This is a genomic window from Henriciella algicola, assembly GCF_003576245.1.
Lineage (GTDB): Bacteria > Pseudomonadota > Alphaproteobacteria > Caulobacterales > Hyphomonadaceae > Henriciella > Henriciella algicola.
In genome coordinates, this window is the sequence record NZ_QWGA01000008.1 from 143,906 (window position 1) to 169,598 (window position 25,693).

32 protein-coding genes are annotated in these 25,693 nt (G+C 60.2%); 18 read left to right on the forward strand and 14 right to left on the reverse strand.

Annotated features, from left to right (window positions below; all coding sequences use genetic code 11):
* Positions 1-48: 48 nt before the first annotated feature.
* Positions 49-387 (forward strand): hypothetical protein, encoded by a 339-nt coding sequence (locus tag D1222_RS13495; protein ID WP_119454788.1) that lies wholly within the window; start codon positions 49-51, stop codon positions 385-387.
* 3 nt (positions 388-390) lie between these two features.
* Here D1222_RS13495 and D1222_RS13500 read toward each other — a convergent pair whose 3' ends face one another.
* The 3 genes from D1222_RS13500 to D1222_RS13510 all read right to left on the reverse strand — a co-directional run bounded on the left by D1222_RS13500 (position 391) and on the right by D1222_RS13510 (position 2,732).
* Complete coding sequence (locus D1222_RS13500) at positions 391-1,176, reverse strand: SDR family NAD(P)-dependent oxidoreductase (RefSeq protein WP_119454789.1); 786 nt, start codon at positions 1,174-1,176, stop codon at positions 391-393.
* Positions 1,177-1,270: 94 nt separating this feature from the next.
* Positions 1,271-2,200: an aspartyl protease family protein gene (locus tag D1222_RS13505; protein ID WP_119454790.1), complete on the reverse strand. Its 930-nt coding sequence runs from the start codon at positions 2,198-2,200 to the stop codon at positions 1,271-1,273.
* A gap of 58 nt (positions 2,201-2,258) precedes the next feature.
* Positions 2,259-2,732 (reverse strand): NUDIX hydrolase, encoded by a 474-nt coding sequence (locus D1222_RS13510; RefSeq protein WP_119454791.1) that lies wholly within the window; start codon positions 2,730-2,732, stop codon positions 2,259-2,261.
* Between the two features lie 50 nt (positions 2,733-2,782).
* Here D1222_RS13510 and D1222_RS13515 point away from each other — a divergent pair, with 50 nt between their 5' ends.
* A complete protein-coding gene (locus D1222_RS13515) occupies positions 2,783-3,811 on the forward strand; it encodes a patatin-like phospholipase family protein (RefSeq protein WP_119454792.1) in 1,029 nt (342 codons plus the stop codon).
* Here D1222_RS13515 and rsmD read toward each other — a convergent pair.
* Positions 3,808-4,371, reverse strand: coding sequence for a 16S rRNA (guanine(966)-N(2))-methyltransferase RsmD (gene rsmD, locus D1222_RS13520; RefSeq protein WP_119455177.1), 564 nt, complete (start codon positions 4,369-4,371; stop codon positions 3,808-3,810). The two genes, D1222_RS13515 and rsmD, sit on opposite strands and share 4 nt — an antisense overlap.
* A 51-nt stretch (positions 4,372-4,422) precedes the next feature.
* On the opposite strand from rsmD, the gene D1222_RS13525 reads away from it, so the two are divergent.
* From D1222_RS13525 to D1222_RS13545, 5 genes are all read left to right on the forward strand, one after another.
* Positions 4,423-4,896 (forward strand): nucleoside deaminase, encoded by a 474-nt coding sequence (locus D1222_RS13525; RefSeq protein ID WP_233348770.1) that lies wholly within the window; start codon positions 4,423-4,425, stop codon positions 4,894-4,896.
* A 60-nt stretch (positions 4,897-4,956) separates the two neighbouring features.
* The gene (locus tag D1222_RS13530; RefSeq protein ID WP_147371880.1) at positions 4,957-5,283 is read left to right on the forward strand and encodes a hypothetical protein; all 327 of its coding nucleotides are present in this window, start codon (positions 4,957-4,959) and stop codon (positions 5,281-5,283) included.
* A 60-nt stretch (positions 5,284-5,343) separates the two neighbouring features.
* Positions 5,344-5,862, forward strand: a complete 519-nt coding sequence (locus tag D1222_RS13535; protein ID WP_182481990.1) for a DUF2975 domain-containing protein — start codon at positions 5,344-5,346, stop codon at positions 5,860-5,862.
* Positions 5,846-6,103, forward strand: a complete 258-nt coding sequence (locus D1222_RS13540) for a helix-turn-helix domain-containing protein (protein WP_119454796.1) — start codon at positions 5,846-5,848, stop codon at positions 6,101-6,103. Before D1222_RS13535 ends, D1222_RS13540 begins: the two co-directional genes overlap by 17 nt.
* 165 nt (positions 6,104-6,268) lie before the next feature.
* On the forward strand, positions 6,269-6,901 hold the full coding sequence (locus D1222_RS13545; RefSeq protein ID WP_119454797.1) for a porin family protein: 633 nt from the start codon (positions 6,269-6,271) through the stop codon (positions 6,899-6,901).
* Between the two features lie 64 nt (positions 6,902-6,965).
* On the opposite strand, the gene D1222_RS13550 is transcribed toward D1222_RS13545, so the two are convergent.
* Complete coding sequence (locus D1222_RS13550) at positions 6,966-7,712, reverse strand: sulfite exporter TauE/SafE family protein (protein ID WP_119455178.1); 747 nt, start codon at positions 7,710-7,712, stop codon at positions 6,966-6,968.
* Positions 7,713-7,810: 98 nt separating this feature from the next.
* On the opposite strand from D1222_RS13550, the gene D1222_RS13555 reads away from it, so the two are divergent.
* Both D1222_RS13555 and D1222_RS13560 read left to right on the forward strand, forming a co-directional pair.
* Entirely contained in the window at positions 7,811-8,413 is a 603-nt protein-coding gene (locus D1222_RS13555) for an NUDIX domain-containing protein (RefSeq protein ID WP_119454798.1), read from the forward strand.
* Positions 8,414-8,489: 76 nt separating this feature from the next.
* Positions 8,490-9,176 carry a hypothetical protein gene (locus D1222_RS13560; RefSeq protein ID WP_119454799.1) on the forward strand — a complete coding sequence of 229 codons (687 nt, stop codon included), beginning with the start codon at positions 8,490-8,492 and terminating at the stop codon, positions 9,174-9,176.
* A gap of 71 nt (positions 9,177-9,247) precedes the next feature.
* Here D1222_RS13560 and D1222_RS13565 read toward each other — a convergent pair whose 3' ends face one another.
* Positions 9,248-11,275 carry a M56 family metallopeptidase gene (locus tag D1222_RS13565; protein WP_119454800.1) on the reverse strand — a complete coding sequence of 676 codons (2,028 nt, stop codon included), beginning with the start codon at positions 11,273-11,275 and terminating at the stop codon, positions 9,248-9,250.
* Positions 11,272-11,634 (reverse strand): BlaI/MecI/CopY family transcriptional regulator, encoded by a 363-nt coding sequence (locus tag D1222_RS13570; RefSeq protein WP_119454801.1) that lies wholly within the window; start codon positions 11,632-11,634, stop codon positions 11,272-11,274. Before D1222_RS13570 ends, D1222_RS13565 begins: the two co-directional genes overlap by 4 nt.
* A 174-nt stretch (positions 11,635-11,808) precedes the next feature.
* Between D1222_RS13570 and D1222_RS13575 the strand changes: the two genes are divergently transcribed.
* From D1222_RS13575 to D1222_RS13590, 4 genes are all read left to right on the forward strand, one after another.
* On the forward strand, positions 11,809-12,504 hold the full coding sequence (locus D1222_RS13575; protein ID WP_119455179.1) for a DUF2270 domain-containing protein: 696 nt from the start codon (positions 11,809-11,811) through the stop codon (positions 12,502-12,504).
* A gap of 267 nt (positions 12,505-12,771) precedes the next feature.
* Positions 12,772-14,061: a DEAD/DEAH box helicase gene (locus tag D1222_RS13580; protein WP_119455180.1), complete on the forward strand. Its 1,290-nt coding sequence runs from the start codon at positions 12,772-12,774 to the stop codon at positions 14,059-14,061.
* Between the two features lie 121 nt (positions 14,062-14,182).
* Positions 14,183-14,800, forward strand: coding sequence for a 30S ribosomal protein S4 (gene rpsD, locus D1222_RS13585; RefSeq protein WP_119454802.1), 618 nt, complete (start codon positions 14,183-14,185; stop codon positions 14,798-14,800).
* Between the two features lie 84 nt (positions 14,801-14,884).
* Positions 14,885-15,712: a PPK2 family polyphosphate kinase gene (locus D1222_RS13590; protein WP_182481991.1), complete on the forward strand. Its 828-nt coding sequence runs from the start codon at positions 14,885-14,887 to the stop codon at positions 15,710-15,712.
* Positions 15,713-15,794: 82 nt separating this feature from the next.
* Here the strand turns inward: D1222_RS13590 and D1222_RS13595 are convergent, their stop codons facing one another.
* A complete protein-coding gene (locus D1222_RS13595) occupies positions 15,795-16,490 on the reverse strand; it encodes a head GIN domain-containing protein (protein WP_119454804.1) in 696 nt (231 codons plus the stop codon).
* Positions 16,491-16,597: 107 nt separating this feature from the next.
* Between D1222_RS13595 and D1222_RS13600 the strand changes: the two genes are divergently transcribed.
* A complete protein-coding gene (locus tag D1222_RS13600; RefSeq protein WP_119454805.1) occupies positions 16,598-16,981 on the forward strand; it encodes a hypothetical protein in 384 nt (127 codons plus the stop codon).
* A 77-nt stretch (positions 16,982-17,058) separates the two neighbouring features.
* Here D1222_RS13600 and rimO read toward each other — a convergent pair whose 3' ends face one another.
* Both rimO and D1222_RS13610 read right to left on the reverse strand, forming a co-directional pair.
* Positions 17,059-18,414, reverse strand: a complete 1,356-nt coding sequence (gene rimO / locus D1222_RS13605; RefSeq protein ID WP_119454806.1) for a 30S ribosomal protein S12 methylthiotransferase RimO — start codon at positions 18,412-18,414, stop codon at positions 17,059-17,061.
* Positions 18,415-18,475: 61 nt separating this feature from the next.
* The gene (locus D1222_RS13610; RefSeq protein WP_119454807.1) at positions 18,476-19,657 is read right to left on the reverse strand and encodes an MFS transporter; all 1,182 of its coding nucleotides are present in this window, start codon (positions 19,655-19,657) and stop codon (positions 18,476-18,478) included.
* Positions 19,658-19,779: 122 nt separating this feature from the next.
* Here D1222_RS13610 and D1222_RS13615 point away from each other — a divergent pair, with 122 nt between their 5' ends.
* Positions 19,780-20,682 (forward strand): LysR family transcriptional regulator, encoded by a 903-nt coding sequence (locus D1222_RS13615; RefSeq protein WP_119454808.1) that lies wholly within the window; start codon positions 19,780-19,782, stop codon positions 20,680-20,682.
* 35 nt (positions 20,683-20,717) lie between these two features.
* On the opposite strand, the gene D1222_RS13620 is transcribed toward D1222_RS13615, so the two are convergent.
* From D1222_RS13620 to D1222_RS13635, 4 genes are all read right to left on the reverse strand, one after another.
* Positions 20,718-21,797, reverse strand: coding sequence for an alpha/beta fold hydrolase (locus D1222_RS13620; protein ID WP_119454809.1), 1,080 nt, complete (start codon positions 21,795-21,797; stop codon positions 20,718-20,720).
* Between the two features lie 76 nt (positions 21,798-21,873).
* A complete protein-coding gene (locus tag D1222_RS13625; RefSeq protein ID WP_119454810.1) occupies positions 21,874-22,710 on the reverse strand; it encodes an SDR family NAD(P)-dependent oxidoreductase in 837 nt (278 codons plus the stop codon).
* 127 nt (positions 22,711-22,837) lie between these two features.
* Positions 22,838-23,173 carry a Grx4 family monothiol glutaredoxin gene (grxD, locus tag D1222_RS13630; RefSeq protein ID WP_119454811.1) on the reverse strand — a complete coding sequence of 112 codons (336 nt, stop codon included), beginning with the start codon at positions 23,171-23,173 and terminating at the stop codon, positions 22,838-22,840.
* A gap of 136 nt (positions 23,174-23,309) precedes the next feature.
* Positions 23,310-23,639 (reverse strand): DUF1476 domain-containing protein, encoded by a 330-nt coding sequence (locus D1222_RS13635; RefSeq protein WP_119454812.1) that lies wholly within the window; start codon positions 23,637-23,639, stop codon positions 23,310-23,312.
* Positions 23,640-23,864: 225 nt separating this feature from the next.
* On the opposite strand from D1222_RS13635, the gene purC reads away from it, so the two are divergent.
* From purC to purS, 3 genes are read left to right on the forward strand one after another with little or no spacing between them, the layout of a single operon-like run.
* Positions 23,865-24,635, forward strand: coding sequence for a phosphoribosylaminoimidazolesuccinocarboxamide synthase (purC, locus tag D1222_RS13640; RefSeq protein WP_119454813.1), 771 nt, complete (start codon positions 23,865-23,867; stop codon positions 24,633-24,635).
* Positions 24,636-24,658: 23 nt separating this feature from the next.
* Positions 24,659-25,369, forward strand: coding sequence for a sulfotransferase family protein (locus D1222_RS13645; RefSeq protein ID WP_119454814.1), 711 nt, complete (start codon positions 24,659-24,661; stop codon positions 25,367-25,369).
* Positions 25,370-25,422: 53 nt separating this feature from the next.
* Positions 25,423-25,665: a phosphoribosylformylglycinamidine synthase subunit PurS gene (gene purS, locus D1222_RS13650; protein WP_119378789.1), complete on the forward strand. Its 243-nt coding sequence runs from the start codon at positions 25,423-25,425 to the stop codon at positions 25,663-25,665.
* The last annotated feature ends 28 nt before the right edge of the window (positions 25,666-25,693 follow it).

Here is a 25,693-nt window from a genome sequence, read left to right on the forward strand (position 1 = left end):
ACACAGATTAACCCGAGCAGCCGTGGCTCAGCGCCACAGGAGTTTAGAATGAACTTCAAGATCGTACTTCTCGCAGCGTCCGCGCTATTGATGGGCGCTTGCGGTAACACTGAGCAGGACGTCAACGACCAGGTCGGCGTCGAGAATAATTCGCCTGACTATGTCTATAGCGAAGACGGCACGACGTCTGAGACGCCTGACCTCATCGAAGGCGATGGCTCGGAAGAACTGAATGACAACACGGTTGTCGATACCCGTGTCGATGCTGGCCCAGCCAATATGAACACGGAAGGCGGCATGATGTCGGAAGACGACATCGATACGGACACGATGACGCCAGAGCAGGATGGTTCGCCCGAAACGATGGACGAAACCACCCCGCAATAAGGCCTAGAAGATGTTGTAACCGCCATCGATCAGGAACGTATCGCCTGAATGGTAGGACGAGGCATCCGAGGCAAGATACACAGCAACACCGCCAAAATCTTTCGGCTCGCCCCAGCGGCGGGCCGGAACGCGTGAGATCACCTTGGTCTGGAAGACTTCGGTGTTCTGTGCGGTTTCGGTCATGTCGGTGGCAATCCAGCCCGGCAGGATCGCATTGGCGCGCACGCCATAGCGCGCCGTTTCGACCGCAATCGCTTTCAGCATGGAGATTAGGCCGCCTTTGGTTGCTGCGTAGGCTTGGTTGCGTGCAGCACCAGAGATGGCTGCGAGCGAAGCCACACCGACGAGGGAGCCGCCCGGGTCACCGGCCTTCGCGCGCTCTGTGATGTGCTTGGTCGCTTCGCGAAGCGTCCAGAATGCGCCGTCGAGATTGACGGCCATGTTCTTGTTCCAGGTTTCGGTGGTCATTTCCATGAAGCTGGAAGCGCCAAAGCCGACGCCCGCATTTGCGATACATGTGTCCACGCGGCCAAATGCGTCGACGGTCGCTTTCATGGCATCGACGACAGCCGTTTCATCTGCGACGTCGACGCTCCAGGCTTTCACGTCGCCTGCGCCTAGTTTCGACAGTGCTTCCACTGCTTCCTTGTTCGCCGCTTCCTTGCGGCCCCAGATCGCGACATGTGCATTGGACGCGGCCAGCGCCTCTGCCATGCCATAGCCGATGCCGCGATTGCCGCCCGTGACGAGCGCAACTTTGCCGGTCAGATCAAAAGGTGCGTAGGCCATATTAGTCTCCCTGAATGTTTGACCGGCATAAAGCTGCAGAGCTTTGCCGGATGCAATCATGACGAGGGGGAAAGTTGTGAGCCGTTGACCGGGATTAGCGCGCCCGCAGCGATACGCCTGCGCCGGGGCGCCGTCCACGGTCGGGCAGGGCAAAGCGCGCAAGATCTTGGTCTCGGTCTATCTGCACGCGGAATGCCTTCAGGATATCGAGGCCGAGGATCATGACGGGTGTGTCTGACAGCCCGAAACGGTCCAGAAATTCCGGGTTCGAGACGATGACATTGAAGCGGTCGACTTCGAAGTCGCCAATTTCAAACCGGCGGCTGAACAGGACTTTCACAGGCGTGACGTTCCCGGTCGCCCCGACGAGTTCGATGTCGCGGACAGAGTGGCGTGCGCGGCTCGCGCCCTCAGCGAAGGCTGAATTCACGACCGAGACGCTGGCACCGGTATCGATGAGGGCGAGCCCTTTCGTGCCGTTCACGCTCACCTCGATAAAAGGCAGGCCGCCAATTCGTATAATTTCGAGCCGGGTGATGAGCGATCGACTGATATGCGCTGGTGCGCCGTCATAGACCCTCAGCTGCGACCTCTCAAAATCGAAGTCGAGCGTCCTGTGCGGCAAGCTGCTCGCCGGGATGACGTTGCCGGTCGAGGGGAACCTCACCTTGTTGTTGTAGGCGGCCTGAGCGGCGTTCACCCGGACTGGGCCGACGCTCATGCGGTCAACCTCGATCACCGGAAAGGTGCGCACGTCTCCAAGACCGATGATTTCGATCAATGCCGGGCTGGCGGGCGGGGCAATGCCGATAAGCGAAGCAGACTGGCTGTCGATAATGGGGAAGGTCGCGCCGGTGTCGACGATGGCGTCCACATCTTCGCGCCCGTCGAGGCGAAGCGTAACCACCATATGGCCGGACTCTGTGATCTGGAACGGGATGTTATCGCTGACAGAGGCGTGCGCGCCGAGCGGCGCGAGCGTCAGCGCGGCCAGTAAAGCTGCGATGGTGGAGGTGAGTTTCACCTCATGTCTCCCTCCTGCGCTCTCTGTGGCGGAGCGCTTCGATCAGGAGATTATGCCATCAATTGCCATTTTGAGGAAGCGAGGCCGCAAGCGCGACGCCCTCATTGATGATCCGGCTTGTCTCATCCCAGAGTTTGAGGCCCGGGATTTCGGCAAGATCAAAGAAGCGCGCCTCTGCTGCATCGTCGCCAGCGACCGGCTCGCCCGCCGTCCAGATGGCGAGGTAATCGCACAGGACATAGTGGCGGGTGATCAGCGTGCCTTCGCGGTTCCTGATGATGGCATCGACGACATCGAGAAGGCCCGCAATGCGCGCATCGACCCCGGTCTCTTCCTTCAGTTCGCGCAAGGCGGCGTCTTTCGCGGTTTCACCCGCCTCGATCCGTCCGCCGGGCAGCGACCACTCACCCGTCATCGGCGGCGTCCCGCGGCGGATCAGAAGGACCTGATCACCGCGCAGGCACACAATGCCCGCAGCTGGCTGGGGCCGGACGCCGTCGGCAAGTTTTGGTGAATTTTCTACGAATGGCATTGAGCAAACCTCAAGTGCAATTTAATCCAGGAACGCCTGGGGGACACAGTATGGCGCGCGCGTCGGGCAAAAAGCGGATAAGTCTCGCCCTGCAGGGCGGCGGATCGCATGGCGCCTTCACCTGGGGTGTACTGGACCGGTTGGCCGAAGAGGACAAGCTGGAGATCAGCGCAATCTCGGCGACATCGGCCGGCGCCATGAACGCTGTGGCCTATCTTTCAGGTCTGCGGAACAATGGACGCAAGGGCGCACGTGTCGCGCTGGAGAACTTCTGGAGCGACATTTCCAAGAAGGGGGCGCTGTTCCGGGCCGCGCCGTCCAATCCGATGGCGCAGGAACTGATCGGTAGCCCGTTCGGCTTCTGGTCGACAAATGTCGCCAAGGTCATGACGACCTTCTTCAGCCCGTACGACCTCAACCCGGCGAACATCAACCCGCTGCGCGATATCCTGAAAACCATTGATTTCGATGCGGTCAGGTCGAGCGGTGTCGATCTCCACGTCGCGGCGACCAATGTGCAGACCGGGCAGTTGAAGGACTTCAGCGGCCTGGAGCTGACCTGCGATGCGGTCCTTGCCTCGGCCTGCCTGCCGCAAGTCTTCCAGGCGGTCGAGATTGATGGCGTGCCCTATTGGGATGGAGGATATGTCGGCAATCCGAACCTGGAGCCGCTGCTGAAGCGGAAGGATACGCGCGACATCCTTCTGGTGACGCTGAACCCGATCAAACGGACCACGACGCCGCGAAGTGCGGCGGAGATCCAGGACCGGCTTAACGAGATTATCTTCAACACGTCGCTTCTGAACCAGCTTCGAAAAGGTGACGCCCAGGATGCGAAGCCTGCGCGCTGGTCACTTTTTGGGTCGCGTAGGCCGAGCGGCCCACTCATGCACGCCATTCAGGGCGATGATGTGCTGTCATTCCTGAGCCTCGACACGAAGTTCGACACGAGCTGGCAGTTCCTGACCGGTCTGCGGGACAAAGGGCGCAAGGCGGCGGCTGACTGGCTGAAGAAGTGCGAAGACAAGGTGGGCTATAGCTCCACTGTCGACATTGAGGACGTTTTCTTCAAGACCTAGGCGCCAAAGCGCAGCATGGTGATTTTTGCCTTGCCGGCTTCGCGCGTATCGACCTCTGTGAAGCCCGGATGCTCAAAGGTTTCGCGGGCCTCGGTCTCCACGACGACAAGTGCGTCAGGGGCAAGCCAGTTGCCGGTTTTGAGTGTCGCGAGGCATGGCTCGACCAGCCCTTTATTGTAAGGCGGATCCATGAAGGCGAGGGTGAATGGCTCACCGACGCCTGCGGGCTTCGGCCCGAGATCGGTGGCACTGCGGCGATGGATGCGTGTGTTTCCAAAGAGCTGGAAGCTTTCGATATTGTTGCGGATCGCGCCGCGGGCCGCGCTTTCGGTTTCAACGAATAGGCAGAAGGCTGCGCCGCGCGAGATCGCTTCGAAGCCGAGCGCGCCAGAGCCCGCAAACAGGTCTATGACACGTGCGCCTTCGAGGTCGGGCGCCCAGGGCGCATGGGCCAGCACATTGAACAGGCTTTCGCGCGCTCTGTCAGAAGTGGGCCTCGTGTCCCGGCCCGCTGGCGCAGCGATGGCCTGACCTTTGAATTTTCCAGATATGATCCGCATGGCCGAGGCGCTTAGCATCATGCAGGGGTGGCGAAAAGCGCGGGCGGCTGTATGAGCGAAAGCATGGTGCCAGACTCCAGACATATGACGCGCGCGCTTGAGCTTGCGCGCGAGGCTGCCGCCGATGGCGAGGTGCCGGTCGGCGCCGTGGTCGTGGACCCGCGCACAGATGAGGTGGTCGCCGAAGGGCGTAACGGACCCATCGGGATCCATGACCCGACGGCGCATGCCGAGATTGTTGCGATCCGTCAGGCCGGCATGAACCGGAGCAATTACAGGCTCACAGGCCTCTCTCTCTATGTCACGCTGGAGCCATGCGCGATGTGCGCTGGTGCGATCTCGTTCGCGCGGATCGGCAAGGTGATCTATGCCGCAGAAGACCCAAAGGGCGGCGGAGTGGTGCATGGCCCGCGCTTCTTCGACCAGCCCACATGTCACTGGCGGCCAGAAGTCTATCAGGACCTTAGTCATGCCGAGGAAGCCGGCCAGTTGCTTCGCGATTTCTTTCGCGCGCGCCGGGCATGATCTCGCCTTGATCGGGTGGCAGCTTTCGGGGAAGCATCGCTTATGAAGGGGGACCACATCATGAAACTAGCACTGATCCTGACGGGGCTCGTTGCCCTGCCGCTTATCGCGAGCGCGGCCCTGCCGCCGCAATACCAGCGCCAGCGCGAGCTGGTCAGCATCATTGAGAGCGGTGAAGTCTCCGATGCGCTGGATGGCCGGCCAATCGACGCCATCGAGACGGACGGGTTTGATACCTACATCGTCACGGCTGGCGAATGTAAGCTTACCGTGGAAATCACCGGTACCGGTGAGCGCATGCCCGATGGCTGGGTCGGACCACGGCAATATGACCTCAAGGTCGGCGAGGCTGAATGCGCTGACCTGGGTGACGATGAGAATAAATAATTATTGCATGACAATAATTATTTGATATAAGGCGTCCATCTTTTCTTGATGGGGGCCGCTATGACGGGTGAAAGTAATTCAAGTGGTGCTGGCAAGGCGGGGTCTTACGACACGCTGTCCATTCTGGCGTGGGTCGCCGTCGCGATCCTGGCGGTGAACGTGTCCTACTTCGTCGGTGAGGAAGTGGGCGGCCAGTACTTTGAGAGCGGCGCGGACATTCTTCCGCTTCTCAATGGCTTCTTGATCGGCCTTCTGAAGGCAGGGCCAACAATCTTCATCGCCTGCGCGCTCGCTGATTTCGCGTCTTTCTTTGGGCGTTGTGGCAAAGGTGACGTTTTCACAGCGAGGAATCTGAAGACATTGCGCCAGGGCGCGGACAGCCTGATCTGGGCAGCGGTCACGAGCGCGGTGATCATCCCTGTCGTGCTTGGCTGGGTCGGCGAAGAAAACAGCCGCAACATATTTAGCTTTACCGATCTCGCGCTTGGTGTTGGCCTAATGGGGTTTGCCCTGCACGGGCTGGCGAGTGTCTTCGAGGATGCTATCGCGCTCAAGGATGACAATGACCAGTTCGTCTGAGGAGAATGCCCTGCCGGGAGAGATCATTGTCCGGCTGGACGTCATGCTGGCGCTGAGGAAGCGCCGCGCCAAGGATGTGGCGGCCGAAATCGGCATGACGGAAGCCAACCTCTCGCTGCTCAAATCCGGCAAGGTCAAAGGCGTCAGATTCGATACGTTGATCCGGCTTTGCGATGCGCTTTCCTGTACGCCCGGAGACCTTCTGGAATATGTCGGGAATGAGGCAGAAGAGGGCCGTTAACACTTTGGAATTGTTAAATTAAATTACAGAAAGTGATGCCCGATTACCACACATGCATCTGGCTGCATGCAGGGCAGGAACGGGGTTCTTTTCGCGTCGTTTCCCTTCCCGTTCCGGACATAAACCGGAGCGGTAGAGTTACAGAACGTAAAAAGGATACCTCCCATGTTGAAGACCATGCTTATTGGCACCGCCGCAGCAGGTGCAATGATCGTCGCTGCTGGTTCGGCTTCGGCGCAATCCTATTCCGACGAACAGGGTTTTTACCTGCAAGGTGGCTATAGCTATCTCGATATTCAGCCAGATGGTGCCGATAGCGGCGTCGACACGAACGCCATCACGGCCCGTGCAGGCTATCAGTTCAATGACTGGTTCAGCCTTGAATCCGATATCACGACCGGCATCGATGATGGCGAGTTCGACTATAATGTCGACGAAGACGAGTTTGACCTCGACGACAACAATGACGGCGACTTCAACGACCTGATCGCCGGTTCCGGCGATATCGGCCTGAACTATCTGGTCGGCATCTACGGCAAGGCTGAAGTGCCGGTCACCGAGCGTCTCGACGCCTTTGGCCGCGCTGGTTACGCCTTCATCGACCTTGACGCTGAGATCCAGACGCCGGGCGGCACCCCGATCACCACGATCGAGGACTCTGAAGACGGCGCAGCCCTTGGTGGCGGTCTCGACTATGCGCTGACGGACAACTGGAACCTGCGGGGTGAGTACACCTGGTATGGCTTCGGCAATACCGACACGCACGCTGCGATGGTCAGCGCAGGCTACAAGTTCTAGGGCCTGGTCTGGTTCGATTGACAGGGAACGCCGGTACCGTTGGGTGCCGGCGTTTTCTTTTGCGCTAGAGAAATCCGGCCGCGCGGGCGAGATAGACAAGGCCAATGACCGTGACGAGCCAGCGCATCCAGCGCTTGAAGTTGATGTCGCTCATCTGTTCAAGCACCAGCCCGCCAAGCCAGGTGCCGCTCATGGAAAGCGGGATAGCCAGTGCAAAGAGCCAGAGCGGCGGAATGTAGATCTCGCCTGCTGCGGCAAGGATCGGCAGGCTCCAGAAGGCGATTTTCACAAGATGAGCAAGCACCTGCGTTGCTGACTTGGTCGCCACGATGGCCTGACGGGTCATGTCGGTGCGCACGAAGAAGAGATCGAGAAGAGGACCGGCGACGCCTGCCAGCGTGTTGAGGGCCTGCACGATGAAACCTGCCACCTCTGCCTGCCCGCGTTTCTGGATGTCGAGGTCGATGACCTTTCGCGGCACCCAGACCATGAGCGGGGTGAGGCCGAGCAGGAGGTAAACCACGGTCTTGTCCGGGCGCCAGGCGAGCAGGACAAGCAGAAGGACCGCGCCAACCGAGCCTGCTGCATAGCGGGCGAAGATCACCCTGTCGATTTGCCCCCGAAGGAGCCAGGCCCGCCAGCCATTGGACACCATCTGGATAGCGCCGTGCACGATCATCGCCGTGGCGACGGGCAAAAGCGCCGCCAGCACGCCCATCAGGATCAGCCCGCCTGCCATGCCGAAAATGCCCGAGATGAAAGCCGTCACGAGAGTGGCGAAAAGGATTATGGCGGCGCTAAGCGGGCTCATGCGGTGTTGCGATACGCCGATTGTCGGCGATGCGCCAGCATCTGGCCGATCCTGCCTTTTCCTTTCCAAGCGACAAGTGAGGGCCTAATCGCTTTGTCATGTCTGATGATGCACATCCCCGCCGAAATGGCCCATGGACAGTTCACGAGACCGAGCTCTCCTATGAGAACCCCTGGATCCGCGTAGAGACCAGCAAGGTCGCCCATCCGGACGGAAGTCCGGGCATCTATGGCGTGGTGCGCTATGCCAACCTCGCCATTGGTGTGCTGCCGATTGATGAGAGCGGTCATACCTGGATTGTTGGCCAGCACAGGTTTCCGTTCGATGCCTATAGCTGGGAGCTGCCCGAAGGCGGCGGCCCGAAGGCGGAAGATCCGCTGGATTCGGCGAAACGCGAGCTGGCTGAGGAGACCGGCCTTCGCGCCGAGAACTGGCAGGCGCTTGGCCGATGGGACGTGTCCAATTCCGTCAGCGATGAGAAGGCGATTGGCTATCTTGCCTGGGGGCTGAGAGAGGGGGAGGCGAAGCCTGAGCCGTCCGAGGCGCTGACGGTGAAACGTGTCTCTTTCCCTGACCTGGTCAGCATGTGTCTCGATGGTGAGATCACGGACGCGTTCACGCACCTCATGGTGTTTGCCGCGATCGAACGCGCAAGGCGTGGGCAGTTGCCCGAAGAGATCGGGAGCCTCCTGCGTCAATAAGGGCTGAGGGCCTGCTCTCGACACGGCCGTGACTTCGCCGTTTCTGGGGAGCGGGAAGAGTGCAGGGGATTACCGAATGTCGAAGCGGGCAAGGCAGATCAGCCGGGCGCACAAGCTGCTGGGGCTTGTTGTCGGGGCGCAGCTTCTCTTCTGGACGCTGAGCGGTTTCTATTTCACGCTCTTCCCGATCGAGACCATTCGCGGCGAGCATCTGCGTGCAGGGGCCCAACCGATTGACATGGCTACGCTGGAAGAGGCGTCGCCGCCGCAGCTGGATGCTGCACCGACCAAGCTCGAAGTGCGCCGCGTGCTCGGCGAGACCGTCTGGATGGCCACTGGCGAGACCGGCGCGTCACTTTATGATTTCGAGACGGGTGAGCCGCTCGCCCCGTTCGGGGAAACGGAAGTTCGCGAGATTGCGCTGCAAAGCTGGCGGGGGCGCGGGGAGATCGTTTCTGCTGAACTGGTTGAGACGCCGCCGCGCGAGGCGGGCAGTTCATCGCCGCTCTGGCGGGTCGATTTTGATGGGCAGGACAAGGCGACCTTCTGGGTCGACGCGACGCGCGGCGAGGTGCGGGCGGTGCGCACGGGCAAGTGGCGGCTCTTCGATGTGCTCTGGCGTTTCCACATCATGGATGTCACCGGCGAGGACCGTTTCGACAGCTGGTGGCTGAAGCTGGCGGCGTTTCTGGGCCTCACGACGGTTCTGTTCGGCATCGCCTTGCTGGTCCAGCGGGCCCTGCGTGGCAGACTGCTGAAATGAAGAAGGCCCCTGCCGGGTCGGAGCAGGGGCCTTTATCCTGTCGAGAACATCTCGCCGTGTGAGAAGAAAGATCAGTCCTCGGACCAGGAATAGCTGTAGCTGTAAGAGCGGCTCTCACCGAAGCGTGCCCGCTCAGCCTCGGTCAGCTCGTCGCTATTTGCGATGAATGCGGCGATGTCCTCGTCGCTCAGGCGCTCACTCGACCCGTTGACGCAGAGTGCGCGATAGGTCTCGCCGTCGCTATCGGTGAAGCTGATGATGGTCGGGGTGTTGAGATCGGCTTCGCGCTCTTCGCACTCGTCGGCCATTTCCTCGACGATTGCGCCGGCTGCTTCGAGATCTTCTTCGAGACCGTCCTCAAAGGCGCGCTCGATACGAAGCTCCATCTGCTCGCCGATTTCCTCCATACGCTGGGCGCGGGCTTCGACGCGTTCCTCGATAACGAGGGCGATGCGTTCGGCCTGGCGTTCTGCGTGGCGCTCAGCGCGTTCTGCATGACGTTCGGCCATATGCTCGATTTTTTCTGCATGGGCTTCGATGAAAGTCTCCAGCTCTTCGACATTGAGCGAGAGGGCTCCTTCGCCATTGCGCGACAGCATCAGCTCACGGCCGGGAATTATGATTTTGACGCCGTTCTCGGTTTCCACGGTCTCGATGCCGAACTCGTCCAGATCTGACACGGTGAGGTCGAAATCGAATGACAGGTTTCCAAGTTCAGCAAGGCCGCTGAGCTCGGACAGCTCACCCATGGCGGCAAGGCCTTCGAGCTCATGAAGTTCACCGAGGTCGTTCAGCTCGAGGGCGAGCACGTTCATTTCTGCTTCGAGGTCAGAGAGGTCCAGCTCTTCAAGCTCTTTCAGGCGCGGGCCAAGCTTCTGGAATGGGTCGCTCAGCAGCACAAATTGATGGTCTTCATCGCTGCCATTCGAGTTGAAACGATAGACCTTGGTGCGGCGCTCAGTGGTTTCGGTGCCACCTGCAAGTTCGTTGCTGGACGTCTCTTGCGGGGACGCGTTTGCTGCGCAGGAGGCGGTTGCCACGATGGCGGCAGAGCCAAGGGTCAGGGCGAGCGTTGAGCCGAGCAGGCGGCGGCGGAGCGTCGGGGCGGTGTTCTGCATCAGTATAAGTCTTTCTTTTATGGGATGCGTCAGGGTGAGATTGGCACCTCGAAAGGCACCATCGGCCGGTCCTGCGAGGCGCGCCGCCTTCACAAGGGTTTGGCCATAGGAGAACGCCGACGATGTTCCCGCCCGAAGCACATCGGCGTCACAGGCTGCCTCCTGGTCCACGCGGAATGCCCGCATGGCGAGGTGAGCCAGTGGGTTGAACCACTGCAGGGCCAGCACGAGCTGGGCTGCCTGCAGGGCAAGGAGGTCATTGCGCTTCACGTGCGTCAGCTCGTGGGTCAGCGCGTCACGCTGTTCGCGCGGAGAGTAGTCGTCCTCGAACCAGGCTGGCAGGAGGATGACAGGTTTGACGAGGCCCGTGACCAGCGGGCTGCCATTCAGAAGGCTGGAGCGCACATCATAGCTGCGCTTCACGCCAAGCTCATTCGCGATTTTGGCCGTCAGCTCTGCAACGCGGTCCGAGGCAGGCTCGGAATCGTCGCGGATGAGGCCGTGGAAGACCGCCTGCTTGCGCCATGCGGTCGCGAGCACAAGCACGCTGCCAGCAATCCAGACCGGAACGATGAGCTGGGGTGCGATCTGCATCAGTGCATCGAGCAGGCCTGGCTCAGCGGCTTCGACCGGGGCTGGAAGCGGCGCGGCAGGGACTGCAGGCGCCTCAATCACGCGGGCATGCGCGGCCGTGCCAGCATCGACGGCGACGGTGTGTACCCGCTCGGTGATGCTCGAAACGGTCGTGGTCTGCTGTGGCTCGGTCGGGGCCAGAAAGCCGAACAGGGAGATATTCGCAGGCAGGGGCGGCATGGCGAGACGTGCGAGCGGCACGAGCCAGAGCGCATAGGCAGCCTTGGCGCCGAACTGGCGAGCGAATGGGCGCCTGACGACAAGGACCAGCCCGAACAGGAAGCCAACGGCGAGGCTGGTCTGAATGCTGTTCAGCAAAAGTGGATGAAGCTCGTTTAAAAAGGTCATTTCTTCAGTTCCCCCAGAAGTGCTTCAAGTTCGGCAATGTCTTCGGCGCTTAGCCCCTTGCCGTCGGCGAGGTGCGCCACCAGCGGCGCCGCGCGTCCGCCGAACATGCGATCGACAAACTGGCGCGCTTCCTTGCGGCGATAGTCACCGCGCTTGACCAGCGGCCGGTAGAGATAGCGCCGGCCCTCAGCCTCAGTCGCGAGCGCGCCCTTCTCGACAAGGCGGCCGAGCATCGTCTTGATGGTCCGGATGTTCCAGCTCTTGTCGGAAGCCAGGACGTCCGCAATCTCGGCAGCGCCGATTCCCGGCTGGTCCCAAAGGACATTCATGATTTCGAGTTCGGCAGGCGCGATCTGCATGGATACAGCCTCTTTTGATTACGGATGTAGTCGATATTCTCGATTACAGTTGTGGTCAATAGAAAAGTTGTGACAATTGCAAGGCAGGTCGCTTTACGCAGGGCGGGCCCAATCGGGGCATATGGACGCCCTCTCAATGGTGACGTCGTGCGCGAAGCAGCCTATGATCCTGTCATGTCAGACGATGAAGTCCTCCAGAAGTCAGGCGAACCCATAGCCGGGTCGAAGGAAATTGGCGCGCTTGCGCACCTTTACCGCGCTGAAGTTTATCGCTCGACGATCTGGCGCCAACGTCTCGACATGACGACAAACTGGGCCGTGGTTTCGACCGGCATCGCGCTGTCCGTCAGCTTTGCGAGCGCAACCGCCTCACCCCTACCGATCGTGCTGGTCGGCATGCTGACGGTGATGTTCCTGTTCCTTGAGGCGCGCCGCTATCGCTATTTCATGGTCTGGAAGTTTCGCGCGCGCCTGCTTGAGCTGGCCGTCATGGTGCCGATTCTGCGCGGCCGGGGCGCCATGATCCCTCAGGACCGCGGCAGCGCACTGTCAGATGATTATATACATCCGCGCCATCGCATCTCATCCTTCCGGGCGATGGGGCAGAGGCTGCGGCGCAACTATCTCTGGATCTTCATTATCCAGTATGCGGCCTATCTCGCGAAAATCTGGATCCACCCGATCGAGGCGTCTTCGATCGAGCAGGCGCTGGAGCGCGCGCATATCGGCGCCATTCCGGGTTGGCTTGCCATCATATTGGGCACGTGCCTCCTGATCTTCTTCATCACGCTGACCGCCTGGGCGTGGGTTTCGGAGAAGGCTGACAAGACAAAGATGGCCGATTATCTCGATCCTGAGCCAGGTGTCTGACGCGCAGATTTGCTGCACTGCAGTGAATTCAGGTTGCGCTTTGTAGCGGAAGCCTTATCTCGACCTCCAGACGCCTCAGGCATCGATCTTGTGATCCGAGAGCCAGACAGCCCGGATCGAGCGACTTTCCCAACCGATCGTTGCCTTGACGAAAGCAAGTCCTGATCAGCGCAGAACCCGAACGCGGCAGACTGGTCTGCTGCGAGCAAGCCTATTGCGCCTTCGCGGAAGATGACCGCGGTCAGGCCACAACTGAAAGATATTCTTTTGACCAATTTCAAAGACCTCGGCCTCGCCGAGCCTCTCCTTCGTGCACTCGCAACTGAAGGCTATGACCAGCCGACGCCAATTCAGGCGCAGGTCGTTCCAGCGATGATGAAGGGGCGCGACGTGCTGGGCACGGCGCAGACCGGTACCGGTAAGACGGCTGCCTTTACCCTGCCTATCCTTCACCGCCTGCTGGGTGTCGGCACGCGTCCGTCGCCAAAGACCTGCCGCGCGCTGATCCTGGCGCCAACGCGTGAGCTTGCTGCCCAGATTGCAGAAAGCGTGCGCGCCTATGGCAAGCATGGCCATCTGTCTTCGACCGTTGTCGTCGGCGGCCTCAAGATTTCAAAGCAGATCCGCGCGCTGGAGCGCGGCGTCGACATTCTTGTCGCGACGCCGGGCCGCCTGCTGGACCTCAAATCGCAGGACGCTGTGCGCTTTGACGATATCCAGACCGTCGTTCTGGATGAAGCCGACCACATGATGGACATGGGCTTCCTGCCGCAGATCAAGAAAATCCTCCAGCAACTGCCGAAGGAGCGTCAGACCGCGCTTCTCTCCGCAACCATGCCGAAGGATATTCGCGCGCTCGCAGACCAGTTCCTCAACGATCCTGTGAACGTTGCCGTCGCGCAGGTGTCCAAGCCTGTCGACCGCATTGATCAGACGGTCCGCTTCGTGCCGCACACCCAGAAGCGTGATATCCTCGTCGACATTCTTCGGGACAAGAAGGTCGAGAGCGCTATCGTCTTCACGCGGACCAAGCGCGGCGCTGACCGTGTTGCCCGCCATCTGGAGCAGGCCGGCCTCGCCTCTGCGGCGATCCATGGAAACAAGAGCCAGAACCAGCGCATCAAGGCGCTCGACGCCTTCAAGAATCGCAAGCTCCTTGTGCTCGTGGCGACGGATATCGCGGCGCGCGGCATCGATATCGATCAGGTCAGCCACGTCGTGAACTATGAGCTGCCCAATGTGCCGGAATCCTACGTCCACCGCATCGGCCGTACGGCGCGCGCAGGCGAGAGCGGTACGGCAATCTCGCTTTGCGACGGCGAAGAGCGCAAGCTGCTCCGCGACATCGAAAAGCTGATCGGGTCCAAGATCCCGACCGAAGGCATGGTGCCTGAGTTCAACGAACAGGGCGGCGGAAGCGACCGCAAGAACTTCGACCCGACGCGCGGTGGTGAGCGGTCGAAACGCAAGCCTCGCTCGCGCAACCGGAACCGCAATCGCGGCAATGGTGGAAACGCCAATCAGGGCCGGCAAAAGCAAAGCAGCGCGTCCTCTTGACCTGACGGGGCTTTTCGCATTTAACCCGCGCCTTCAGGACGGGATGGTGTGGTGCCGCCGTTGTAATCGTGAAGCTCGTTAGGGACGCTTCACCGGCCCACGTCGTAAAAGGAAGACTACCATGTCACGTCGTCACTCGACGAAGTACAAGATCGACCGCCGCGTCGGTGAAAACATCTGGGGCCGCCCCAAATCACCAGTCAACAAGCGTCCGACCAAGCCAGGCCAGCACGGCCAGGGCCGCCGTCAGAAGACGTCTGACTATGGTCTTCAGCTCATGGCGAAGCAGAAGCTGAAGTTCCACTATGGCGACATCACCGAGAAGCAGTTCCGCCGCACCTATGACGAAGCAAACCGTCAAAAGGGCAACACGGCAGAGAACCTGATCGGCCTGCTCGAGTGCCGTCTCGATGCATTCGTCTACCGCTCGAAATTCGTGCCGACCGTCTTTGCGGCTCGCCAGTTCGTCAATCACGGCCACGTCAAAGTGAACGGTGTGAAAACGAACATCGGCTCCTACCGTCTGAAACCAGGCGACGTTGTCGAAATTCGCGAGAAGTCGCGCAACATGGCGCTGGTGCTCGAAGCACTTGGTTCGCCAGAGCGCGATATCCCAGAGTACATCGAAGTCGATCCGAAGGCGATGACCGCTACGCTGGTCCGCGTCCCTGAGCTCATCGACGTGCCATACGCCGTCAAGATGGAACCAGCTCAGGTGGTCGAATTCTATTCGTCCTAAGCCGTTTCAGGCACTTGAAGTTACGATCAAGCCGCGCTCCTCTGGGCGCGGCTTTTTCTTTGACCGGAATGTAGGAGACCCCTGATGTCATCACCTGAAATCGAGGAGGTCCGCCAGCGTTTCCTGGCTGCGCCGGAGCAGGGCTTTGATCTTTCATCGCGCGATAGCGGCGACCGGGCGCTCTTCCCTGACAAGAAGCATGCCCGCAAACAGCTGGAGACGGACGCGGCCGCCATCGATGAGCTTCAGGACCTGCTCTATGCCTCGCAACAACGCGCTTTGCTCGTCGTGCTTCAGGGCATGGATACGTCTGGCAAGAGCGGTGTGATCCGCAACGTGTTTGCGCAGACCTCACCGCTCGGCATGAAGGTGAAAGCCTTCAAGGCGCCGAGCAAGGAAGAGCTGGCCCACGATTATCTCTGGCGCGTGCATGAGGCGGTGCCGCCCAAAGGCTTTATCGGTATCTTCGACCGCTCACACTATGAGGATGTGCTGGTCGTGAAGGTTCGAAACTTAGCGCCTGCCGAGATGGTCGAGCAGCGCTATGAGCAGATCAACCAGTTCGAAAAGCTGCTGAGCGAGAATGGCGTCACCATTCTGAAATTCATGCTTCACGTTGGCCATGAAGAGCAGGGCATACGCCTAAAAGAACGGGTGACCGAGCCGCACAAGCGCTGGAAGTTCAATCCGGGTGATCTCGAAGACCGCAAGCTCTGGCCAGACTTCATGGCGGCCTACGAGACGATGGTGGACCGTTGCTCGACCCCGTGGGCGCCGTGGTATGTGATCCCGGCTGACAGCCGTACCCGCCGGAATGCGGCGATCGCGCGTATTGTGCGCGGCACGCTTGAAGACATGAAGCTGGACTGGCCACAGCTGGAGCTTCGCGCCGAGGACTATGATTTCAGCTAAGGCGGGGCCTGTTTTCCGGACCGCAAAAGAAAGAGGCCTTCCAGATGGAAGGCCTCTCGCATTCCCCGGGGTGGGGCCGGGGTCAGCTGACGACGCGGACAGATCCGCCTGACGATTTCTCGGCCGACACGTCACTTGCGCCGCCGAAGGCTTTCACGCTGCCGCCGCTGGACGCGTCAGCGCGCACGCTCTGGCTGGCATGAGCTTCAATCGATGCGCCTGAAGAAACGTCTGCCGTAAGACGCTCACAGATCAAGTCGCCTGCGTCGAGGGTCGCTCCGGACGAGGCATCAGCGTCGATGCTCGTGCAGGTGCCCGCGATCTCCATGCTCGCGCCGCTGGAGGCCTGGGCGATCACAGTCTCGGCGTCGATGCCGCCAATCTCGACATCTGCGCCTGAGGACACCTCGACACTGGCGCGCGGGCCAGAGAGACCTTCGCCGGAGACGCTGGAGCCGGATGAGGCTTCGATCGAGTTGAGGGACGGTGCGCCGACGGTGACCGTGTAAGGCGCGCGGCGACGGCCCCAGCCCATCTTGCGCGGGCGTTTCAGGACGAGTTCACCGCCTTTTGATTCCACGATGATATCGCTGAAGTCGCCGTCCTTGTTCTCGACGATGACTGACTTCGTCGTGCCGGTTTCAAAGATGACTTCGATGCCTGCGGACACGTCGATGCCGTCGAAATTGCTGACGTCGTAGGTGCGGGTTTCGGCGAGTGCCGGCAGGGCGGCGGCGGTGCTGAGGGCGATGGCGGCGATGGCAATGCGGCGGGTCATTCGGGGTCCTGTCTGACTTCTGTGTGGGCTGGCGAACTATTCGCTTGACTCTTGATTATCGAAAAACAATACGAATAATTATCGCAAGTCAATAAGGAAATTTCGAAATGAAGCTCAACAACGCCCTTCGCCTGTCCATCGCAGCTGCTGGTGCCGCCCTTTTTCTGGGCGGCTGCGTGATCGTCGATGCCGATGAACATGTCCGCGCCGACTGGAGCGGCGACCGCTCCTATGGTGAGCTGATGGGCGCCGATGTGAGCAATGGAATCGTCACCGCCCGCGTGACGTCGAATGGCTGCACGACCAAGGACTTCATCGGTGCCGACGTCGACAAGACGGGCGACAACCGCTTCTCCGTCGGCTTCTACCGCGAGCGTCAGGACTATTGCGAAGCGTATGTGCCTGAAGGCGTTGAGCTGAGCTGGACGTTCGAAGAGCTCGGCATTCCGCAGGAGGCTGCTGTCCGCATTCGCAACGATATCAGCAACTAGGCTGGAAAACCCTCAGCCATAGGGCGCCCTCGTCCTTCGACTTCGCTCAGGATGAGGGCGTCGGCGGCGCTGTGAGCTTAGGCTGGTTCGCCGTAGAGGTCGTATTCGTCGGCGTCCGTAATACGCGCGCTAACGATGTCGCCTGGTTTCAGGTGGCGGGCATTGTCGAGATAGACCATGCCATCGACTTCCGGCGCGTCGGCCTTGGTGCGGGCGAACATCTCACCATCAGCTTCGCCCGGTCCGTCGATGATGACGTCCTGCACCGTGCCGACCTGCGCTTCAGCGCGCTCAGCAGAAATCGCTGCCTGCACGGCCATGAAGCGATGCCAGCGCTCTTCCTTGACCTCTTCTGGCACATGACCCGGCAGGTCGCGGCTCTCTGCGTGCTGGACGTTCTCATATTTGAAGCAGCCAGCCCGGTCGATCTTCGCCTCGCGAATGAAATCGAGCAGGATCTCGAAATCCTCTTCGGTCTCACCGGGAAAGCCGACGATGAAGGTCGAGCGGATCGTCATGCCCGGCACATCGCGGCGCCATTGCTGGATACGCTCCAGCACGCGGTCCTGCTTGGCCGGGCGCTTCATCGCTTTCAGCACATTGGCGGAGGCATGCTGGAACGGGATGTCGAGATAGGGAAGGATCGTCCCGTCAGCCATGAGCGGGATGACCTTGTCGACATGCGGGTAGGGGTAGACATAGTGCATCCGCACCCAGGCACCGAGTGAGCCAAGACCGCGCGCCAAATCAAGAAAGCGCGTCTCATACTCGTCGCCTTTCCACATCTGCGGCGCGTATTTCACGTCGAGGCCGTAAGCAGACGTGTCTTGGCTGATAACGAGAAGTTCGTTCACGCCGGCGCGAACAAGCTGTTCAGCCTCTGTCAGCACATGGTGAATCGGGCGGGAGACGAGGTCACCGCGCAGCTTGGGGATGATGCAGAAGCTGCAGCGATTGTTACAGCCCTCTGAGATCTTGAGGTACGAGTAATGGCGCGGGGTGAGCTTCAGGCCGGTCTCCGGCACGAGGTCAGTGTAGGCATTGGCAGGCGGCGTCAGATGCGTATGCACCGCGTCCATCACCTGTTCGTACTGGTGAGGCCCGGTGACGGCGAGCACTTTGGGGTGCGCCTTCTGGATCACCTCGGGTTCTGCGCCAAGGCAGCCGGTCACGATGACTTTGCCATTTGCCTCGATCGCTTCGCCGATCGCCTCAAGGCTCTCATCGCGCGCACTGTCGAGGAAGCCGCACGTATTCACGAGGACGAGATCTGCGCCGGCATAGTCCGGAGAGATTGCGTAGCCCTCTGCGCGCAGGCGCGTGATGATGCGCTCTGAATCGACCAGCGCCTTAGGGCAGCCAAGCGAGACGATGCCCACTTTCGGCTGGGGCTTTACAGGCGCGATCGGCGGATTTTCCACAAGTGTGCTCATGGGGCGCGCGTTTACCAGCGGCGCGCCCCGATGAAAAGCGTGATAGCGCGGTTGCGCAGCTCTACGCGTCAGCTACTGGTCGTGCTGAAGCTGCAGGTCTTTGGGTGCCCTGCGACAGCAGCAAGACCGCGATAAGGCCCAAGGCTGCCATGCCCGCACCTGCAAAGGCCACTGCCGGCAGGCCAAGACCGAGTGCAATGACAGCGCCGCCCAGGCCCGCGCCGATCGCGTTGCCGAGGTTGAAGGCGCCAATATTCACGGCGGAAGCAAGGTTCGGCGCATCGTGTGCCGACTGCATCACACGTACCTGCAGTGGTGGCACCAGGGCGAAGCTTGCGACGCCCCAGACGAAAATGAGGAGCGCGGCAGGGATCGGGAAGGCCATCATGGCGCCGAAGGCGATCAGCGTAACGGTCAGGCCGCTTAAGGTAACAATGAGCGTCATGTTCACGGACTTGTCTGCATAGTGACCTCCGAGCCAATTGCCGACCGTCAATCCCAATCCGTAAGTCACCAGCATCGCCGTGATGAACCCAACGCTAGCGCCCGTCTCTGTCTGCAGGATGGGGGCGATATAGGTAAATACGGTGAACATGGCGCTCGAGCCGAGCACGGTCAGTCCGAGGGCACCAAGTACGGATTTGCGACCGAGGGCTCGCAACTCGTTTATTGGGCTGCCGTCTTTTGGGGCGGGGTTGTTTGGCAAGGTAGCAACCAGTGCCATCATGGTCAGCACGCCAAGGGCTGCGATGCCCCAAAAGGCAGCGCGCCATCCGAGTTGATCGCCAACCCAGGTTGCGAACGGGACGCCGACAACGTTTGCGATGGTCAAACCCATGAACATGGCCGCGACTGCGCCCGCACTTTTGTCTTTCGGTACAACGCTCATCGCGACAATGGAGCCGACGCCGAAAAAGGCGCCATGATTGAGTGATGTTACAAGGCGAGCGGCCATCAACATCTCGTAGGAGTTGGCAAGAGCGGCCATTAGATTGCCCAGGGTGAATATGCCCGCGAGGCTTATCAGCAGTGTCCTGCGACGCACTCGTCCCGTTGTGAGTGTCATCAGCGGCGCGCCGAGCATAACGCCGATCGCGTACGCACTGATCAGAAGGCCTGCCGTCGGTATCGATACACCGAGGTCTTCTGCAATGATTGGCAGCAGGCCCATTGGAGCAAATTCGGTGACCCCGATGCCGAAAGCGCCTGTTGCAAGCGCCAGGAGTGGAGGATTGAGTTTCATGGGAGCGGCTCTTCAAGTTCGAGTGTGTTCTATGCGGTGCCGGGATGCCCGCTCGCTTCAGGCGCAAAAATAAGGAGTGTCAGGTATGGTTTTAGGTGACATCACGGCATAAGATCTTTGCGATGAACGCAAAGATGAGCGCGGCTACTGATCGCGCGCGAGAGCTGGAAGTATTTCTGTCGATCGCGGAGCGGGGCAGTTTTTCAGCCGCAGGCCGGACGCTGGGGCTGTCGGCGTCTGCGGTCAGTCGAACCGTGGACAGGATAGAGGAGCGGCTTGGCGTGCGGCTGTTGCTTCGCACGACCCGGACGTTGACGCTTACCGCAGAGGGACAAGCCTATCTGACCACGGCGAAACGCGTCCTTACCGACCTCAATGATGCCGAACAGTCGATTGCAGATCAGGGTGTTCCGAGGGGACGGCTGCGGGTCAGCGCAGCGATCTCACACGGCAGGCTTTGCATTGTGCCGGTACTCAGAGAATTTTCCGAGCGCTATCCCGACATCCTTCTGGACATAGGTATGTCTGATGCGCTCGTAGATGTCATGAGCGGTCAGGCTGATGTCGCAATCCGCTTCGGGCCTCTGGCAGATAGTCTGCTGACAGCTCGCAAGCTTGGCGAGAGCGGGCGGGTCATTGTTGCCTCACCAGCCTACCTGGAGCGCTTTGGGACCCCGCTGCTTCCGGAAGATCTCCACCAGCACAACTGCCTGAACTTCAACTTTCGACGAGCTGAGCCTGTCTGGCCGTTCCAGAAGAATGGTGAGCATTTCGCGTTGAGCGTCCGGGGAAATGTCGAGGCCAATAACGGTGAAACGCTCGGCCAGCTGGCCGCTGATGGGGTGGGCATAGCCCGGGTGGGCAGGTTCAGCGTTGCGCAGGAAATCGAGGATGGCCGCCTGGTCCCGCTTCTGGAAGAGTTCAATCCCGGCGACATAGAAGAAATCCACGCGCTATTCGTCGGCGGGGTAAACATGCCTGCCCGGGTCAGGGTGTTTGTCGATTACCTCGTCGAGGTGCTCTGAGTGGCAATCGGCGCGCTGGATGCTCGCGTCAGTCGCTAGCGTCCCTCGTCCAGAAACGCGACCAGCTCATCCTTCCAGATGGCGGCGGCCGTGTGCGTGCCGTGGCCGCGGGTTTCTTCGCTGGCTGGAATGAGCACGAAGCGGGCGTTTGGCATCCGGGCGGCGAGGACTTCAGGATCGCCGAGGCCGGGCGGGTTGATGAAATCGTCAGCGGAATTGATCCAGAGCACGGGCACCTCGATTTCAGAGAGGCGCGGGGCAGGGTTGTAGGTGCGTGACGCATCGAACTGGTAGATCGTGTCGTTCGGGTCGACGGCGCGGGCTTTCAGCCCCTCCTGCGAGGCGTGCAGGGCCTCAATCGCGGCTTCCCGCGTCGGGGCTTCAGCCTGAAGGCGGTAAGGGTTTCCACCCGCCAGAATGAGCGTGTTCGCATAGATGAGCTGGCCCGTTTCCAGGTCAGCGGCGTCTTCGTAATTGCCACTGTCATAGTCGGGGTCGTCCTCAAAGCCGTCGATGATCATCTGGCGGAACATGCGGTTGCGGCCCGCGATCTCGATGGCGTTGCAGGCAAGCGGGACGAAACGGTCTACGAAGCCTGGATACTCAGGGCCCCAGACGAAGCTGTGCATGCAGCCCATGGAGGTGCCGATGATCATGTCGAGGCCATCGACGCCTGCGTCCTCTGTCAGCATGCGGTGCTGGGCGCGGACCATGTCGTCATAATCATAGCGTGGGAAATCGAGCCGCATGCCGTCGCTCGGCTTGGAGCTGTCGCCGTGGCCGAGATTATCGGGCGAGATGATGTAAGTGTCTGCGAGGTCCAGCGGTTGGCCCGGGCCGAACAGTTCATGGCCGAATAGGGGGCGTAGAAGGGATGTGCCGCTGCCGCCCGTCCCGTGGAGCAACATGACGGCATTGGTGATCTTGCCCTCGGCATCCCGCTGCGGTGTGCCGAGGGTGTAATAGGTCATGGTGATCGGCATGGTTTCGCCGGTGCCGAACTCAAAGGCGTCGAGTTCAGCGGTGTGCTTCTGCGCCTGCGCGGCCCAGTCTTCGGCGGATGCGGCATTTGAGACGGCAAGTGCGCCGAGGGCAAGCAGTACGGCTTTTAACATGATGGCGAGCCTTTCGCTGGCGGATGTGGGCGGCGTGGCAGATTGACAGCAACGGTAGTTGAGTCAGCGTTGACGGCTAGTCCTGTACGAATTTCTTGTAGGCTTCCTCATAGTCTGGATGCCAGCGCGAGAGAGCAGGGCGGTTCTTTATGATGTCGTCCGCCGTCCACTGGATGCGCTTCTCGTCCAGACTGCGCGGCGTCTCATTGTCCGGGCAAATGATGTAGAAGTCACCGTCGCCGAGACGGTCCATCATGAAATCGACGGTCTCCTCGGCTGTGGCTGCAAATGGCGGCTTTTGTGGAATGAAGCGACTTATCATGGGCGTGTAGACAAAGCCGGGCACGAGCAGATGGGCAGCCAGTTTGCAGTCCTCTTCGGCGCGAAGCGCGTGCGCCACGCTTTCGGTGTAGGCTAGCACGCCAGCCTTGGAGAGATTGTAGGCATAGTTTCCAGGAGGACGCGTGATTCCCTGTTTGGACGCGGTGTTAATGATGGCGCCCGGCGATCCGTGCGCCAGCATTGATGGAATGAAGGCGTGGCAACCCTGCACCACGCCCATGAGATTGACATCCAGCATGCTTTTAAAAGCGTCGATATCCTCCCAGGGCTTTGTGCCCATCCGTGCGATACCCGCATTATTCATCAGGCAGTGGACCGGTCCGAACTCCGTCGTGGCGGTTTCAAAAAGGGAATGTACTGAGGTAGGGTCTGCGACATCGCAGACCTTGGTAAGAAGGCCGCCCCCAGAATTCGGGATAGACGCCTTCGCCTGTTCAAGTGCTTCGGCATTCACGTCGGCCAGAACGACGTTCATACCGGCCGCTGAAAAACGTCGAGCCGCCTCGAGCCCAATCCCTCCCGCTGCGCCGGTTACGACCGCCGTATTCCCGTCTTTCAGCCAAGCCGTCATGGGTGTCTCCTCCGCCCTTTTTGGAGCAGCCTAGCAGCTTGAGCCGGAGTGGCCATGAGGAAGAAGGCATAAAAAACGCCGCAGTCCAGAAACTGCGGCGTCCAAGTGTCCTAGGTGTTCGAGGCCGTCAGGCCGCTTCCATCTCGATGCCTTTTTCGGCCATGAACTCTTTCAGTTCACCGCTTTCGAACATCTCTTTGATGATGTCGCAGCCGCCGACGAATTCGCCTTTGACGTAAAGCTGCGGGATGGTCGGCCAATCGGAATAGACCTTGATGCCCTCACGGATGGCCTGGTCTTCGAGCACGTTCGTCGCGGCGTAGTCGACGCCGAGATAGTCGAGGACCTGAACGACCACCGAGGAGAAGCCGCATTGCGGGAAGGTCGGCGTGCCTTTCATGAAAAGCACCACATCGTTGCTCTTCACGGCCTTGTCGATGGCTTGCTGGACGTCGTCGCTCATTCTCGTCTCCAATCGGAAATTCCCGGTATCTGCAGGGAATGTGTGGCGAACAGGCGCTTGCTTCAAGGCCTGCTCGCGGTCGGCTTACATGCTGTGGCCCGCTGCGGCAGCGGCCCGGAAGCGGTAAGCGTCAGGCCTAGTCCTTGACTTCTTTCATGATCTGCTCGCGCGCAACGGCCAGCAGTTCTGCCATGTGCTCACGGATGCGCGCATCAGAGCGGTCTACGCCCTTGGCATCGAAATCGCCGCGAACCTTGCGGAAAACGTCTTCGTCGCCCGGCTCTTCAAGGTCGGACATGACCACGGACTTGGCGTAAGCCTCAGCCTCGGTGCCAGACAGGTTCATCAGGTCCGCAGCCCAGAGGCCGAGCAGCTTGTTGCGGCGGTTCATGATCTTGAACTGCAGCGCGCTGTCGTGCGCATATTTTGCTTCCTCGGCGCGCTCGCGATCGTCGAATGTGCTCATGGTAAGCCCTCCTCTTGATTGGGCATGACTGGCTTTGCCGGGATATAGATTGCCATGCCCCGCCTGCGCAAGACGCTAGAGCGGTGCGCCAGTGCCGCAACCCCAAGGGCGCCTGCTGAATCATCGTTTGTTTAGCAAGAGCACTCGCGTTATCACTCCGCCTTGTTCTTGGGGGCGCAGAGCGGCTGATCCTACAGCGCGTCTCCCCTTGGCGGAGGGATAGCGATGTCACGCAGACGCATGATTTATGAGGGCAAGGCCAAGATCCTTTACGAAGGACCAGAGCCCGGCACCCTGATCCAGTATTTCAAGGATGATGCGACGGCGTTCAACGCTGAGAAGAAAGCCGTGCTTGACGGCAAGGGCGTCCTGAACAATCGCATCAGCGAATTCCTGATGACCCGCCTGTCAGCGGTCGGTATTCCGAACCACTTCATCAAGCGCCTCAATATGCGTGAGCAGCTGATCAAGAAGGTGGAGATCATTCCGCTGGAAGTGATCGTGCGAAACGTCGCTGCGGGCACCATGTCCAAGCGCCTTGGCATTCCGGAAGGCGAAACGCTGCCGCGCGCCATTGTCGAGTTCTGCTACAAGAAGGATGAGCTGGGCGACCCGCTCGTTTCTGAAGAGCACATCGCGGCTTTCGGCTGGGCCAGCCAGCAGGAGATGGACGACATCGTCTCGCTCGCGCTGCGGATCAACGACTTCATGTCCGGTCTTTTCTCGGCAGTCGGCATTCGCCTGATCGACTTCAAACTCGAGTTCGGCCGCCATTTCGAAGGCGAGATGGTTCGCACCATTCTTGCGGATGAGATCAGCCCTGATAGCTGCCGTTTGTGGGACTATGAGACCAATGAAAAGCTCGACAAGGACCGGTTCCGCCGTGACCTTGGCGGCGTGACGGAGGCCTATGCGGAAGTTGCCCGGCGCCTTGGTATCATCAAGGAAAGCGCGCAGGGCGGCGATGTGATCGACTTCACAAGTGGCATGAAGTAGCCTTCCCCTCAGGGGGACAGGATATGGCACTCAAGGTTGTGGGCGCAGGCTTTGGCCGCACCGGCACGCTTTCCATGAAGGTGGCGCTCGAACAGCTCGGCTTCGAGAAATGCCATCATATGATGGAAGTCTTTCCTAGCGAGTTTCAGCTCAATAGCTGGAATTCAATTGGACGCGGTGAAGAGCCTGACTGGGATGAAGTGTTTGACGGCTTTCAGGCGAGCGTCGATTTTCCATCTTCCGCTTACTGGCGAGAGCTTTCGGCCCACTATCCAGACGCCAAGGTGATTCTCACGACGCGCAGCTTTGACAGCTGGTATGAAAGCGCGCTGGAAACGATCTACCCGGTCAGCAAGAAAATCCCGAACTGGATGACGTTCATTCCGCAGGTCCGCAAGATCAAGGAAATGACCTACAGCACGATCTGGGATCGGGTGTTTCATGGCAGGTTCGAGGATCGTGACTATGCGCGCAAAATCTTCGAGCAACATGAAGCGGCCGTGAAGGCTGAGATTCCGGCTGAGCGCCTGCTGGTTTTCCATCCGAAGGAAGGGTGGGAGCCACTGTGTGAGTTTCTTGGCGTGCCTGTACCGGACAGGTCTTTTCCGAACGTGAATGACCGGGCGGATTTCAAGAAGCGGGTCGCGGCTTTCACCTGGCTCAATCGCGCGCCGTGGATCGTCGGTGCACTTGGTGTGGCGGGCGCAGTTGCAGCGGCGCTCGCCTTTCAATAGGACGTCAGATCACAAGGACGCAGCAGCGTCGATTCCGAGCGGAGACGAGTGTCATGAAAGCCATTGTCCATGTCGGCCTGAAACCCGGTGTTCTTGACCCGCAAGGCAAGGCGGTTGCCGACACGCTTGGCCGGATGGGCTATGACGAAGTGCACAGCGCGCGTATCGGCAAGGTGATCGAGCTCGATCTTGAAGGCGTTGCCAAGGACAAGGCGGACGCCCGCGTCAAGGAAATGTGCGAGAAGCTGCTCGCGAACACGGTGATCGAGTCCTATCGCTACGAACTGGTCGATTAGGCCGTTTCCGCGCTAGTCTTCCCGAAAC